Annotated in this window: 13 protein-coding genes; 6 read left to right on the top strand and 7 right to left on the bottom strand. The window is 71.0% G+C overall.

The genetic code is table 11. The features are described 5' to 3' along the window. Positions 1-19: 19 nt before the first annotated feature. Positions 20-589: a DUF1697 domain-containing protein gene (locus tag G6R20_RS08995; protein ID WP_163376181.1), complete on the bottom strand. Its 570-nt coding sequence runs from the start codon at positions 587-589 to the stop codon at positions 20-22. Positions 590-638: 49 nt separating this feature from the next. Here G6R20_RS08995 and G6R20_RS09000 point away from each other — a divergent pair, with 49 nt between their 5' ends. Continuing rightward, the gene (locus tag G6R20_RS09000) at positions 639-1,079 is read left to right on the top strand and encodes an SRPBCC family protein (RefSeq protein WP_163376182.1); all 441 of its coding nucleotides are present in this window, start codon (positions 639-641) and stop codon (positions 1,077-1,079) included. Here the strand turns inward: G6R20_RS09000 and aroD are convergent. Both aroD and G6R20_RS09010 read right to left on the bottom strand, forming a co-directional pair. Then, positions 1,076-1,855 (bottom strand): type I 3-dehydroquinate dehydratase, encoded by a 780-nt coding sequence (gene aroD, locus G6R20_RS09005; RefSeq protein WP_163376183.1) that lies wholly within the window; start codon positions 1,853-1,855, stop codon positions 1,076-1,078. The two genes, G6R20_RS09000 and aroD, sit on opposite strands and share 4 nt — an antisense overlap. Positions 1,856-1,893: 38 nt before the next feature. Continuing rightward, positions 1,894-2,376 (bottom strand): DUF4262 domain-containing protein, encoded by a 483-nt coding sequence (locus G6R20_RS09010; RefSeq protein ID WP_163376184.1) that lies wholly within the window; start codon positions 2,374-2,376, stop codon positions 1,894-1,896. Between the two features lie 190 nt (positions 2,377-2,566). On the opposite strand from G6R20_RS09010, the gene G6R20_RS09015 reads away from it, so the two are divergent. Continuing rightward, positions 2,567-3,703 carry a patatin-like phospholipase family protein gene (locus G6R20_RS09015; protein ID WP_163376185.1) on the top strand — a complete coding sequence of 379 codons (1,137 nt, stop codon included), beginning with the start codon at positions 2,567-2,569 and terminating at the stop codon, positions 3,701-3,703. An 11-nt stretch (positions 3,704-3,714) separates the two neighbouring features. Here G6R20_RS09015 and G6R20_RS09020 read toward each other — a convergent pair whose 3' ends face one another. Next, a complete protein-coding gene (locus G6R20_RS09020) occupies positions 3,715-4,296 on the bottom strand; it encodes a DUF732 domain-containing protein (protein ID WP_163376186.1) in 582 nt (193 codons plus the stop codon). Between the two features lie 133 nt (positions 4,297-4,429). Here G6R20_RS09020 and G6R20_RS09025 point away from each other — a divergent pair, with 133 nt between their 5' ends. The 3 genes from G6R20_RS09025 to G6R20_RS09035 are packed head-to-tail and all read left to right on the top strand — an operon-like array spanning position 4,430 to position 8,164. Further along, the gene (locus tag G6R20_RS09025; protein WP_163376187.1) at positions 4,430-5,368 is read left to right on the top strand and encodes a sterol desaturase family protein; all 939 of its coding nucleotides are present in this window, start codon (positions 4,430-4,432) and stop codon (positions 5,366-5,368) included. Positions 5,369-5,378: 10 nt separating this feature from the next. After that, the gene (locus G6R20_RS09030; RefSeq protein ID WP_163376188.1) at positions 5,379-6,851 is read left to right on the top strand and encodes an FAD-binding oxidoreductase; all 1,473 of its coding nucleotides are present in this window, start codon (positions 5,379-5,381) and stop codon (positions 6,849-6,851) included. Continuing rightward, the gene (locus G6R20_RS09035; protein WP_205475807.1) at positions 6,848-8,164 is read left to right on the top strand and encodes a class I SAM-dependent methyltransferase; all 1,317 of its coding nucleotides are present in this window, start codon (positions 6,848-6,850) and stop codon (positions 8,162-8,164) included. The genes G6R20_RS09030 and G6R20_RS09035 overlap by 4 nt, the downstream gene beginning before the upstream one ends. Before the next feature lie 61 nt (positions 8,165-8,225). Here G6R20_RS09035 and G6R20_RS09040 read toward each other — a convergent pair whose 3' ends face one another. The 3 genes from G6R20_RS09040 to G6R20_RS09050 all read right to left on the bottom strand — a co-directional run bounded on the left by G6R20_RS09040 (position 8,226) and on the right by G6R20_RS09050 (position 11,373). Beyond that, complete coding sequence (locus tag G6R20_RS09040; protein ID WP_163376189.1) at positions 8,226-9,083, bottom strand: anti-sigma factor; 858 nt, start codon at positions 9,081-9,083, stop codon at positions 8,226-8,228. After that, positions 9,080-9,661: an ECF RNA polymerase sigma factor SigK gene (sigK, locus tag G6R20_RS09045; protein WP_163376190.1), complete on the bottom strand. Its 582-nt coding sequence runs from the start codon at positions 9,659-9,661 to the stop codon at positions 9,080-9,082. Before sigK ends, G6R20_RS09040 begins: the two co-directional genes overlap by 4 nt. Before the next feature lie 74 nt (positions 9,662-9,735). Next, positions 9,736-11,373: a molybdopterin-dependent oxidoreductase gene (locus G6R20_RS09050; RefSeq protein WP_163376191.1), complete on the bottom strand. Its 1,638-nt coding sequence runs from the start codon at positions 11,371-11,373 to the stop codon at positions 9,736-9,738. 414 nt (positions 11,374-11,787) lie between these two features. Between G6R20_RS09050 and G6R20_RS09055 the strand changes: the two genes are divergently transcribed. Next, positions 11,788-12,465: a fasciclin domain-containing protein gene (locus tag G6R20_RS09055; RefSeq protein ID WP_163376192.1), complete on the top strand. Its 678-nt coding sequence runs from the start codon at positions 11,788-11,790 to the stop codon at positions 12,463-12,465. The last annotated feature ends 11 nt before the right edge of the window (positions 12,466-12,476 follow it).

The following is a 12,476-nucleotide window of genomic DNA, read 5'->3' on the forward strand; positions in this document are numbered from 1 at the left end:
CCAAGGGCCCTGACGCGTCTCAGCCCACCGCGAGGATCTTGTGTAGCGTCCGGAGGTTCCTGCTCGTCAGGTGACGGTCATGCGCTCGGTTGCCGGAGGCCTTGCCGGCGGCCGAGTTCAGCGTCGCCCCCTTGGGAACCCGCCAGTACACGCACCCTGATCCCGCTGTCACGACCTCGGTGCCGCCGGGCTCGATCGCCGCGCCCATCGCCTCGGCGACCGCCCGGGTGACCGCCGGGTCATCGGAGAACACGACGTAGTCGTGGTGCTCGTCGAGCGACTCGAACGGGTACGCCGCCACCGCCTCCTCGACCGCATCGCGGGTGAGGACCTGCACCACCGCGTCGTAGCCGAACCTGTCGGCGTAGGCGGCTTCGAGCACCGCCCGGAGTTCGTCCTCGGTGCGTGGGTCGGTGAGCACGACGTTCCCGGTGGCGAGGACGGTTCTCACCTCCGTGCAGCCCGACTCCTCGGTGCAGGCCCGCAGGTCCGCCATCGCGATCCTGGCCGACCTGCCCACGTTGATCCCCCGCAGCAACGCGACCTTGCGGTCTGCGCTCGACCCGCCGGGACCGGCTGCGGCGATCATGGACCGATCCTCGCACCACGGGCGGGCCGCGAGGGTAACTTTGGCGACCATGGCAGTGTCAGTGCAGTCAGTGACCACGATCGAGGCCGGCATCCCGGAGATCATGGAGGTCCTCGCCGACGTCGAATCCCTCGTCGACTGGTCGGAGGCCCACCGCGAGGTCGAGATCCGCGAGGCCGACGACGAGGGGTGGCCGATCGTGGTGTGGGAGAAGATCGCGCAGTACGGCGTGACCGACCAGATGGTCGTGCGGTATGAGTGGTACGACGGCGAGGTGAGCTGGTCGCTCGTCGAGAGCAGCACCCAGAATGTGCAGAACGCGCGTTATGTGCTGACGGACAAGGGCGACGGCACCACCGAGGTGGTCTTCGACCTCGAGGTGGACCTCAAGATCAAATTTCCCGGAGTGATGCTCAAGAAGGCCCAGAAGCACATCGCGGATGTGGCCACCTCCGGCCTCCGCAAGGAGGTCCTGCGGCGCTACGGCTAACCCAGCAGATCGAGCGCGGCCCGCACCCCGGCCGCCGGCAACTGCCCCGGCGCCGAGGCCTCGCCCACGGTGGCGAAGGTGGCCGCCGATCCGAACGTGCCGCCGCCGATCCGCGTCACCGCCCCCAGCGCGCCCATCGACATGGTGATCAGCGGGATACCGGCGACGCGGTGGCGACTCTCGGTGGCGGCGATCAGCGTCACCACGTCGCCCGCCGAGCGGGGCATGACGGCGATCTTGGCCACGTCCGCCCCGGCGGCCTCCATGGCCTCCAGTCGAGCGACGATCTCCGCGGCCGGCGGCGTCGCATCGAAGTCGTGGTTCGACGCCACCACCGAGGTGCCGTGCGCGTGGGCCGCCTCGATCGCCCGTGCCGCCCGCGGGTGCCTGTACTCGACGTCCACCGCCGCCACCAGGCCGGTCGCCGCGAGAGAAGCCACCAGCGCGACGTAGGCGTCGTCGGCGATCCCGGCACTACCGCCCTCGGCCGTGGTGCGGAACGTGGCCAGGATCGGGGTGTCCGGAAGCAGCCCGGCCAGGGCCTCGAGCGCCGCCACCGCCGGGCCGGGATCGGTCGACGTCCCGGCCTCGGCGGCGGCCGCCCCGGACCGGGCGGGGGCGGGCTCGTAGAGGTCGACCCGCCACTCGACGAGATCGACCACGGGATCGTCGGCCAACGCCGCGGCCTGCTGCTCCAGTTGCGTGAGGTCGCCGGCGGTGATCGGGACGATGATCGACGGCGAACGCGCATCCAGGTGCAGCTGGTGACGGGGCATGGTTAGACCCTACGACGACCCCCGCCGGGCCCGGACCGTCAGCTACACCCCTCGCAGGGGCACGGCCGGCGGGCCGGGATCAACTCCAGCGCGGCCAGGCCCCCGGTTCCGGAGGTGCGGTAGTACCTGCCCGCCCAGCGCAGGGTGCGGGACGGCCGGCGTACGGGGACCAGTTCCCAGGTCGGGCCGCCGGAGCCCTCGCACAGCAGGTGCCCGGCATCGAAGACCTGGCCGGCCAGGACGGTCTCGCCCCACCGGCCCAGCAGATCGGCGGTCTCCCGCGCCGGCAGGCCCCGCACGAGCAACTCGGGGTGCCCCAGATCCGTCAGTCCGATGGTGTAGCCGAACCTGTCGTCCGGAGGAAGTGGTGTGGCGGCGCAGTCGCCGCAGTTGCAGCCCTCGCCGACGTGGACGACGTGCATCCCGGAGCGCTCGACGTTAGCGGCGACCCGCAGCATGTCGCGGTCGATGGTGGGGGCGTAGGCGGAGCCGGTACGGGGCGGGATGGCGGTGTGGGACATGGGATCTCCTCTGTGCGGGTGTATCGGGCCCGGTGCCCGGCGTCGAACAGGTGCTCGATGCGATGCTGACGGTAGATCCCACCTACGACACGGACCGTGGAGTTGACGTCCTGTACCCGGACGGGACGGGTGCACACTGGGGGCGGACACGCGGGGGACGCGTGGTCGGACTCGACCGGAAGGGGCGCCTGTGAGGGTCGCGTTGGCACTGGGCTCGGGCGGGGCGCGTGGATACACGCACATCGGCGTGATCCGTGAGCTGCAGGCACGTGGACACGAGGTGGTCGGTGTCTCCGGGGCGTCGATGGGTGCCGTCGTGGGTGCCCTCTACGCGGCCGGCAAGCTCGACGACTTCGAGAAGTGGGTGCGGGGCCTGACCCAGCCCGCCGTCCTGCGGCTCCTCGACGTCTCCTTCGCGGGCGGCGGCGCCATCCGGGCGAACAGGATCATGGCGGTGATCGGGGCGATGTTGGACGACGTCCGCATCGAGGATCTCGAGATCCCGTTCACCGCCGTCGCCACCGATCTGCGGGCCCGCCGGGAGGTCTGGTTCACCCGCGGCCCCGCGGACGTGGCGGTGCGGGCGTCGTTCGCCATCCCCAGCGTCATCACCCCGGCGTTGGTCGGAGGGCGGTTGATCGTCGACGGTGGCGTGACCAACCCCGTCCCGCTGGAACCGTTGGCGCCCGTGAACAGCGACCTGCTGCTCGCGGTCTCGCTGACGGGCCGCCGGTCCGGGATCCGAGGGTCGACGTTCCAGGAGAGTTCGGACCCGGACGAGGTGTCCCCCGAGGCCGAGCCGAAGATCTCCCGGAGGGGTGCCGCGGGCGGGGCGAGGCCGGCGGGCACGCTGACAGGCCGGATCCGGACCGCCGCAGCGGACGTCCGCGACGGCGACCTGGTGCGCCTGATCGCCGCGCGATTCGGCCAGGATCCGGCTGTCCCGGAGGACGAGGACTCATCGGACGCCGGCGGTGACGTGGCCGACGACGCGGTCGACGGCGTCTACGACGGGACGGCCGGGAACCGGGTGCCCGGTCAGCCGTCTGACGTGGTGGAAGAGGTGGTCGACGAGGGCGAGCAGGAGGTCGCCGCCGATGCCGAGGAATCCCTTCCCGGGTCCCTACGGATCTTCGACGTGGTCACCCACACCATCGAGGCGATGGAGAGCATCGTGACGGCTTACCGCATGGCCGGCAACCGCCCCGATGTGCTGGTGGAGGTCCCCTCGGACGCGTGTTCGACGTTCGACTTCCACCGGGCGGACGAGCTGATCGCGCTGGGCCGCCGCCTCACCGCCGAGGCGCTCGACCGCGCCGGGATCTGACGGGGTCGGTCCTAGGCGCCTTCGCTGTTTTCGCTTCCGCTGTTTTCGCCACCGCCGTTCTCGCCACCGCCGTTCTCGCCTCCGTCGCCGACGAGCGGCAGGTGCTGCGAGCAGTACGCCTTGACCGCGGCCGTCACCACTGCCGGTGCCTCGATCACGGGAGCATCGGGATGGGCGTCGTTGTACATCTGGAGCACGTCGATGTAGCCGGTGCCCTCGTCGAACGACGCGCAGGCGTCACGGCCGCGGGTGATGTAGTCCTGCTCGTCCGGCGTGTCCACGCCGACGCGTTGGATGTCGTTCAGGAACTCCTCGTCCGGGTTCGGGCTCTCGCCCCCACCTTCCTCGGAGCCTTCGGGCTGCGGGCCGTTGCCGGTCGTGGCGCCGCCCTCGCCGCCGTCGTTCATCGCGTCACCCACCGCCGACGTGGCCTCGGCGGCGACGGAGCCCACCGCGCTGGTGGCCTCACCGACGGCCTGCTCGGCCTCGCCCTCCTCGCCGCAGGCCCCCAGGGCCAGTGCCAACGCGGCGAGGCCGGACACGGCGGCGAGAGTGCGGGAACGGGTCCGTGCGGACCGGGGTGTGACGGTCACGGTGGGTCCTCCTCGTCAAGTCGGTTGTGCGATACCGGCCCACGGGGCCGGTGCTGTGGCGAGGGTAATTCACGTGTGCGGCCCGGTCGGGTCCGATTGCCCGAATGTCTGTGAGTGGTGTCACAATCGAGACGTGAACGAGACGGGGTACTCCGAGTCGCTGGGCCGCGCGCTGGGGGCTTTGGCGGACCCGTTGCACGAGCCGGTGCTGCTGGCATTTCCGGTGTTCATCGCCTTCGTCGCCATCGAGTGGATCTCGGCGCGGGTGCTCGAGGCCCGGGAGCCGGGCGGCTACCAGCCGCGGGACGCCGTCACCTCGCTCCTCATGGGAGCGAGCTCGCAGGCGTTCTGGCTGGTCGGGAAGCTGATCGGCCTGGTGATCTACGCGGCGGTGTGGGTCTACCTCGCGCCGTGGCATCTGCCGTCGGATGCCTGGTACACGTGGGTCCTCGCGATCGTCGGCACCGATTTCCTCTACTACTGGTACCACCGCGGCGCGCACCGGATCCGGCTCGTCTGGGCCACCCACCAGGCCCACCATTCGAGCGAGTACTACAACTTCGCGACCGCCCTGCGCCAGAAGTGGAACAACTCCGGCGAGATCGTCGCCTGGCTGCCTCTACCGCTGTTGGGGGTGCCGCCGTGGATGGTCTTCACCGGGTTCTCGATCTCGCTCGTCTACCAGTTCTTCGTGCACACCGAGCGCATCGGTCGGCTGCCCGGACCGGTCGAGTTCGTGTTCAACACCCCCTCTCACCACCGCGTGCACCACGGCAGCGACGCCGAATACCTGGACCGCAACTACGGCGGGATCCTCATCATCTGGGACCGCCTGTTCGGCACCTTCCGCCCCGAGACCCACCGGCCCACCTACGGGCTCACGACGCCGGTGACCTCGCACAACCCGTTCTGGCTCCAGACGCACGAGTACGTCGCCATCTGGCGGGACCTCCGCGGTGCCGCGAGCTGGGGCGAGCGGCTCGGCTACGCGTTCGGCCCACCGGGGTGGAGGCCCGCCCCGGTGCCGGCACCCATCCCCCGATCATGCGCCGGGGTCCCCGAGCCGCACTAGGGTGGGGCGCATGGGAACTGCCACCAGCCTCGCCGACCCACTCGTCGTGGGTACCGCCCGACATGACGAAGGCGTGCGGCGACTGGTCGAGAGCTTCCGGGCCGTGCCCGCAGGTGAACCGGTTCGGCTGGCCAAGCGGACGTCCAACCTGTTCCGGCCGCGCGCCTCGTCGTCGTCGCCCGGTCTCGACACCTCCGGTCTCACGCGCGTCATCTCCGTCGACCCCGGGGCGCGCACCGCCGACGTCCAGGGCATGTGCACCTACGAGGACCTGGTCGACGCGACGCTGCCGCACGGGCTGATGCCGTACGTGGTGCCGCAGCTCAAGACCATCACCCTCGGTGGCGCGGTCACCGGGCTGGGCATCGAGTCCTCCTCGTTCCGCCTGGGCCTACCGCACGAGTCCGTGCTCGAGATGGACGTGCTCACCGGTACCGGCGAGATCGTCACCGCCCGCCCCGACGGCACCGAGCGCGAACGCGCGCTCTTCCGTGGCTTCCCCAACTCCTACGGCTCGCTCGGGTACGCGGTGCGTCTGCGGATCGCGCTCGAACCGGTGAGGCGCTTCGTGGAACTGCGACACGTACGGTTTGACTCCCTCACCGCGCTCGAGTCGACGCTGGCCCGGATCAGCGAGGACGAGCGATACGACGACGAGGAGGTCGACTTCCTCGACGGGGTCGTGTTCTCGGCCGACGAATCCTACCTGTGCCTGGGTCGGCGGACCGACGAGCCGGGGCCCGTCTCGGACTACACCGGGGTGTCCGACAAGCAGGCGATCTTCTACCGCTCGATCCAACACGGCGGTCCCGCCGGCTCGGTGGAGCGCGACCGCCTGACCATCCGCGACTACCTCTGGCGTTGGGACACGGACTGGTTCTGGTGCTCCCGGGCGTTCGGTGTGCAGAATCCGCGCATCCGCAGGTTGTGGCCGCAACAGCTGCTGAGGAGCTCGGCGTACTGGAAGATCATCGGGTTGGACCACAAGTACGACCTGGGCAACAGGATCGGCGCGCTCAAGGGCGAGGGCCCGCGCGAGCGGGTGGTGCAGGACGTGGAGGTCACCATCGACCACACCGCCGACTTCCTCGGGTGGTTCCTGCGCGAGGTGCCCATCGAGCCGCTGTGGATCTGCCCGCTGCGCCTGCGCGAGTCCAGCCCCTCGCCCGGCGTGGGCGGCGGCCCCGGCTCCGACCGGCCCTGGCCGCTGTACCCGCTGGCCCCGGACACGACCTACGTCAACATCGGCTTCTGGTCGTCCGCGCCGATCGGACCCGGCATGGCCGAGGGGGCGTGGAACCGGCGCATCGAGGAGGAGGTCTCCAGGCTCGGCGGTCACAAGTCGCTGTACTCGGAGGTCTTCTACTCCCGCGAGGAGTTCGCCGAGCTCTACGGCGGTGACCACGCTGGCAGGCTCAAGACGGAATTCGATCCCGAGGGCAGGTTCGCGACCCTCTACGACAAGGCGGTGGGTGCACGGTGACCACGACGAGTGCGGGGACCGCTGGTGCCCCGGGGAAGATGACGATCGGCGAGATCATCGGCGCCTTCGCCGCCGGTGAACCGCCCCTGCGGATCGAGGCCTACGACGGGTCCTCGATCGGACCGGAGAACAGTGACCTGGTGCTGCGGCTGAAGAGCGAGAAGGCGCTGCAGTACTTCGTCACCGCCCCCGGTGACCTCGGGCTCGCGCGGGCCTACCTCATGGGTGAACTCGAGATGGACGGTGTCCACCCCGGGGCGCCCCACGACGTGTTCGGGGCGCTCGAGGTCTTCCGCAAACACATGACCCGCACCCCCGATGCCCGGACCCTCGCCCGGATCGCCCGGGCGGTGGGCACGGAGAACATCAGATTCCTCCCCACGCCGCCCATGGAGGTCAAGCCCGCGTGGAAGCGGGTGGTGTCGGGGATGCGCCGACACTCCAAGGAGCGGGACTCCGAGGTCGTCAGCTACCACTACGACGTGTCGAACCGCTTCTACGAGTGGATCCTCGGGGAATCCATGACGTACACGTGCGCCTGCTACACCGCCCCCGACACCTCCCTCGAGGAGGCGCAGGAGAACAAGTACCGGCTGGTGTTCGACAAGCTGGGTCTCCAGGCCGGCGACCGGCTGCTCGACGTGGGGTGCGGTTGGGGCGGCATGGTCCGCTACGCCGCCGCGCGGGGCGTGCGGGTGATCGGCGTGACCCTGTCCAAGGAGCAGGCCGAGTGGGGACAGGCCGCGATCGCGCGCGACGGACTGGGTGACCTCGCGGAGGTCCGGTTGCAGGACTACCGGGACGTACCCGAACGCGACTTCGACGCCGTCAGCTCGATCGGCATCACCGAGCACATCGGCCGCAAGAACTACCACGACTACTTCACCCGGCTGCACAATTATCTGCGGCCCGGCGGGCGCCTGCTCAATCACTGCATCACCCGGCCGGACAACTCGCGCATGGTCAAGGCGGGGCAGTTCATCGACCGGTACATCTTCCCCGACGGTGAGCTCGCCGGCGCGGGGACCGTGCACCTGGAGGCCGAGAACGCGGGCTTCGAGGTGGTGCACGAGGAGAACCTGCGCCAGCACTACGCGTTCACCCTGCGGGACTGGTGCGCCAACCTGGTCGAGCACTGGGACGACGCCGTGGAGGAGGTCGGCGAGCCCATGGCCAAACTGTGGGGCCTCTACATGGGCGCGTGCCAGTACGGGTTCGAACACAACAAGATCCAGCTGCACCAGATCCTCGCGGTCCGGCTGGGCGACACCATGACCTGGGATGTGCCGCTGCGGCCGTGGTGGCAGGCCTGACGAAGGCCTTCGAGGGGCAGGCCGCCCGCGCGGGCATCGCCTGCGCAGCCGGACCGCCGGGTCAGTCGATATCGAGGGCCAGGAGGACCTGACCGGTCGGCGCCGGCGATCCACCCGCGGGCTCCTCGGTGATGCCGATCTGCTCGGAGTTCCGGATGCCGTCGATCTGCGCCGAGGGCGACGGTCCGACCTGGCCGGACTCCATGGTCCCCGCCGAGATGGGTTCATGGTCACCCATCAACCACAGCTGGTAGGCGCGGCCGGTGGCCGGCTCGGGGAGGTCGGTCATCGAGATGACCGCCATGTCCGCCGTCTTGGACGCCAGGACGGTGGCGGTACCGGTCGCGCCGACCTGGCCGCGGACCACCGCGAGGTCCTCCGCCGCCAGCAGCGAGGTGACCTTGCCGGGCATCGACGGCGGGGCCGCGACGGGCACCGAGCTGTCGCCCCCTGCGCCGTCGGTGATGCGACCGATGGTCACGCCACCGGCGACCAGCACCACGGCGGCCGCCGCGGCGGCGAGGAACGACAGCGGACCGGGCCGCCGGCGCTCGCGCTCCCGGCTCAGGTCGACCACGTCGGTGCCTCCGCCGGGCTGATCCCGGTCGGTGTCCCCGGCGTCGGCCGGCCGGGCCGGCCCGCGGGGGGTACCGGCAGCGGCCAATTCCAGGACGCGGTCCCGCAACTGCGGCGGGGGCGCGGTGTCGAGCCCGGCGTCGGCGACCATGCCGGCGACGACCTCACGCGTCGAGGCGATGTGCGCCAGCATGGACGACTTCTCCTCGGCCGATGCGCTGACCAGCGCCATCTCGACGGCTTCGGCCTCGTCATCGTCCAGGGCGTCCAGGGCGTAGAGGTCGAGGTCCTCGGGACGGACGCTGCCCAGGTGCGACGGATGATCGTGGTGCCGAATGCTCATGACAGCTCACCTCCCAGGCAGTTCTTCAGGCGACGGAGACCGTCGCGGATTCTCGATTTGATCGTGGGTAGCGCGGTGCCGAGACGGTCGGCGACCTCGCGGTACGTCTGGCCGGAGAAGTAGGCCATCTCGATGGACTCGCGCTGGTTGTCCGTGAGGGTCCCCAGGCATCTGCGGACCTCCGCGGCGTCCTCGTCACGGGAGAGCTGTTCGGTGACCTGCTCCGCGATGTCGCCGGACCGGGTGAAGTCCGCCGCCGCGTCCATCTCGTCGCGCCGCGCGGCGGACGTCTCCGAACGAACCCGGTCCACCGCCCGACGGTGCGTGATGGTCAGCACCCAGGACTGCACCGATCCCAGACTCGGCCGGTAGTCGGCAGCCTGCTTCCAGACCTGGAGGAAGACCTCCTGCACGGTCTCCTCGGCGTACCCCGGGTCCCGCAGGACCCTCAGGGCCAGGCCGTAGACGCGCGGGGACATGAGGTCGTAGAAGCGACCGAAGGCCTGGAGGTCACCGGAGGAGGCGAGCTCGAGCAGGCGCCCCGGGTCGGTCAGTGGCGGGGCGACTGGCTCGGACACGGTCACCAGTCTAGGGCCAATCCGGTCCGGGTCGCGGGGCGGCCGTGTTCCCGGTGCGGGGATCTCTACGAGGGTCATGCCGTCGCCACCCGGAACGTCCGGTTGTGCCAGCCCGTGGCGCCGCTCGGGACGGGCTCCCGCCGCTCCTCGGGCTGTACCCGACCGGTCCCGTCCGTCGCGCGGACGTGCAGGGTGTGCAGACCGGGCTCGGCGTCCCAGGTCCACGACCACATCCGCCAGGTGTCGACCGAGTACTCCTCGGACAGTTGCGCCTCGCGCCACGGGCCGTCGTCCACCCGGACCTCGACCCGCTCGATACCGCGACGCTGGGCCCAGGCGGTGCCCGCCACCACGACCGGTCCGGGCGGCAACTCGGCGAGCGGCGCGGGCCGGTCGATGCGGCTGGCCGTCCGGATCGGACCCCGCTCCGCCCACCCGCGATCCGTCCAGTACGCACTGGCCCGGTCGAAGCGGGTGACCTCCCAGTCCACGACCCACTTGGTCGCCGAGACGTACCCGTAGAGCCCCGGCACCACCTGGCGGACCGGGTACCCGTGCTCGAACGGCAGCGGTTCGCCGTTCATCCCCACGGCCAGCAGGGCGTCGCGCCCGTCGGTCAGGGCCTCGAGTGGGGTACCGGCCGTCCAGCCGTCGACCGACGTCGACAGCAGCATGTCGGCGTCCGGCAGGGGCCCGGCCTCGGCGAGCAGGTCAGCGATGGAGAAGCCGGTCCAGCTCGCGGTGCCGACCAGGTCGCCACCGACCTCGTTGGACACGCAGGTCATGGTGACGATGCGCTCGCGGGTCTCCCTGTCGATCAGCGACTGCCAGTCGAGCTCGATCTCGCGCTCCACCATCCCGTGGATGCGCAGTCGCCAGTCGGCGGCCCTCAGCGAAGGGACCCGCAGAGCGGTGTCGATGCGATAGAACTCGTCGTTGTCGGTGAGGAACGGGGTCACGCCGGGCGCATCCGGGACCACACCTGTCGGCACGGCAGGCGCCGCGTTCCGCGCGAGGACCCGGGGCAACCGCAACCCGGTGCGTTCGGCCACCGCCTCGGCGGCACGGCGGGTCAGTGCCATTCCCGTGGCACCGGCCGCGGCGATGACGGCCGCGGCCGACCCGGCCAGGACCAGGAAGCGTCGACGGTCGGGATCCCGCCGCGTCGCGGTCTCCGCCGCGGCGGCGCCGGGCGAGGAGGGACTTTCCGCGGTGCGGGCGGAGGCTGCCCCCTCCGGGCCTCCGGCGGCTGCGGCGACGGGGAAGGCGGGGAACAGGGCGCCGATCATCGCCCGCAGGGCCACGATCGAGACGATCGCACCGAGCACCGTCGGCAGTGCCCACAGCGGCCCCGCTGTCGGCCGGGTCACCGCCGCTGCGGTGCCGATGAGACCGAAAAGGGCGAGCACGATCGTGCCGGCGGGGCGCCCCCGGCGCTCGATGAGGCCCACCACCACGCCCGTCACGACGAGGATGACCGCCAGCCCGGCCATCAGTGCAGGCTTGTCGGCGGTACCGAGTGCGTCGATCGTCACCTCGCGCACCGCGGAGGGGGCCCGGTCGACCACCGAGTCGGCGACGGCGAGGAACGGCGACGACCCGGGGGCCACGACTCCGGCGACGGCATGACCCACCGCGACGGCGAGACCGGTGGCGAGGAGGCCCGCGCCGGCTCTGGCCGCGACGAGGGATCGGGTCTGTGGAGTGTTCACGTCCTTGATTCGGAGCCGGAGCCCGGTCGGACGGCCCGGTCGGCCTGCCCGGCGGGCCTGCACGGCCGGGCGCACCCCCGGCGACCCCCGGGAGTCAGCGCGGCCTCACCCCGCGCGGTGCCCGGCGTCACCGGGACACCTCCCCGACGCCCCGCGATCGGCATCCGCTCCCGCGCATGGCGCATTGCTCGCGCGGATGGACGCGCCGGCGACCGCCGCCCCCGGGGAGGGCGTCTGGCCTGCGCATCTGTTCACGCGAGACGCCATCGTGACGGGCGGCGGCAGGTGGCTGCGGCTGGCGGCCCGAGAAAAACTTTCGGCCCGGACCCATCCGGATCACGGGGGGCGGCGAAGCACTGGTGACCCACCGCACAGAGCCCCACACCACAGGGGCTCCACCGAAAGGACAGCACAATGGGCATCACGATCTCCCGCCGAGTCGCCTCGATCGCCGCAGCCGCCGCGGTCTCCGGACTCGTCCTCGCCGGCTGCTCGACCGACGACGGAGGCGACACCGAGACCACCGCCGAGGGCACCGCCAGCTCCATGATGAGCACCACCGCCTCCTCCGAGACCTCGTCCATGGAGGCCGAGCCGGCCGGCATGCTCGTCGGCCCCGGGTGCGCGGATTACGCCGAGGCCAACCCGGAGGGCCCGGGCTCGGTCGACGGCATGGCGATGGAGCCGGTCGCCACGGCCGCCTCCAACAACCCGCTGCTGACGACCCTCACCGCCGCCCTGTCCGGCGGCGTCAACCCGGACGTCAACCTCGTCGACACCCTCAACAACGGCGAGTACACCGTCTTCGCCCCCGTCGATGACGCGTTCGCGCAGATCGATGACGCGACGATGGAGGCGCTCCAGACCGACGCCGACCTGCTCACCGGCATCCTGACCTACCACGTCGTGGAGGGCCAGATCACGCCCGACGAGATCTCCGGGATGCAGACCACTCTCAACGGCGCTGACGTCGATGTGACCGGTTCCGGCGACGAGCTCATGGTCAACGGTGCCAACGTGGTCTGCGGTGGCGTCGAGACCGCCAACGCCACCGTCTACCTCATCGACCAGGTCCTCATCCCCGAGGAGTGATCTGACCGATC

This window comes from Dietzia sp. Alg238-R159 (assembly GCF_900537145.1).
Taxonomy (GTDB): Bacteria; Actinomycetota; Actinomycetes; order Mycobacteriales; family Mycobacteriaceae; genus Dietzia; species Dietzia kunjamensis.

What these genes read in the sequence shown, in the direction of transcription:
- G6R20_RS08995 (WP_163376181.1), bottom strand. Translation starts at nt 589, where the DNA reads ATGATCGCCGCAGCCGGTCCCGGCGGGTCGAGCGCAGACCGCAAGGTC.
- G6R20_RS09000 (WP_163376182.1), top strand. Translation starts at nt 639, where the DNA reads ATGGCAGTGTCAGTGCAGTCAGTGACCACGATCGAGGCCGGCATCCCG.
- aroD (WP_163376183.1), bottom strand. Translation starts at nt 1,855, where the DNA reads ATGCCCCGTCACCAGCTGCACCTGGATGCGCGTTCGCCGTCGATCATC.
- G6R20_RS09010 (WP_163376184.1), bottom strand. Translation starts at nt 2,376, where the DNA reads ATGTCCCACACCGCCATCCCGCCCCGTACCGGCTCCGCCTACGCCCCC.
- G6R20_RS09030 (WP_163376188.1), top strand. Translation starts at nt 5,379, where the DNA reads ATGGGAACTGCCACCAGCCTCGCCGACCCACTCGTCGTGGGTACCGCC.
- G6R20_RS09040 (WP_163376189.1), bottom strand. Translation starts at nt 9,083, where the DNA reads ATGAGCATTCGGCACCACGATCATCCGTCGCACCTGGGCAGCGTCCGT.
- G6R20_RS09055 (WP_163376192.1), top strand. Translation starts at nt 11,788, where the DNA reads ATGGGCATCACGATCTCCCGCCGAGTCGCCTCGATCGCCGCAGCCGCC.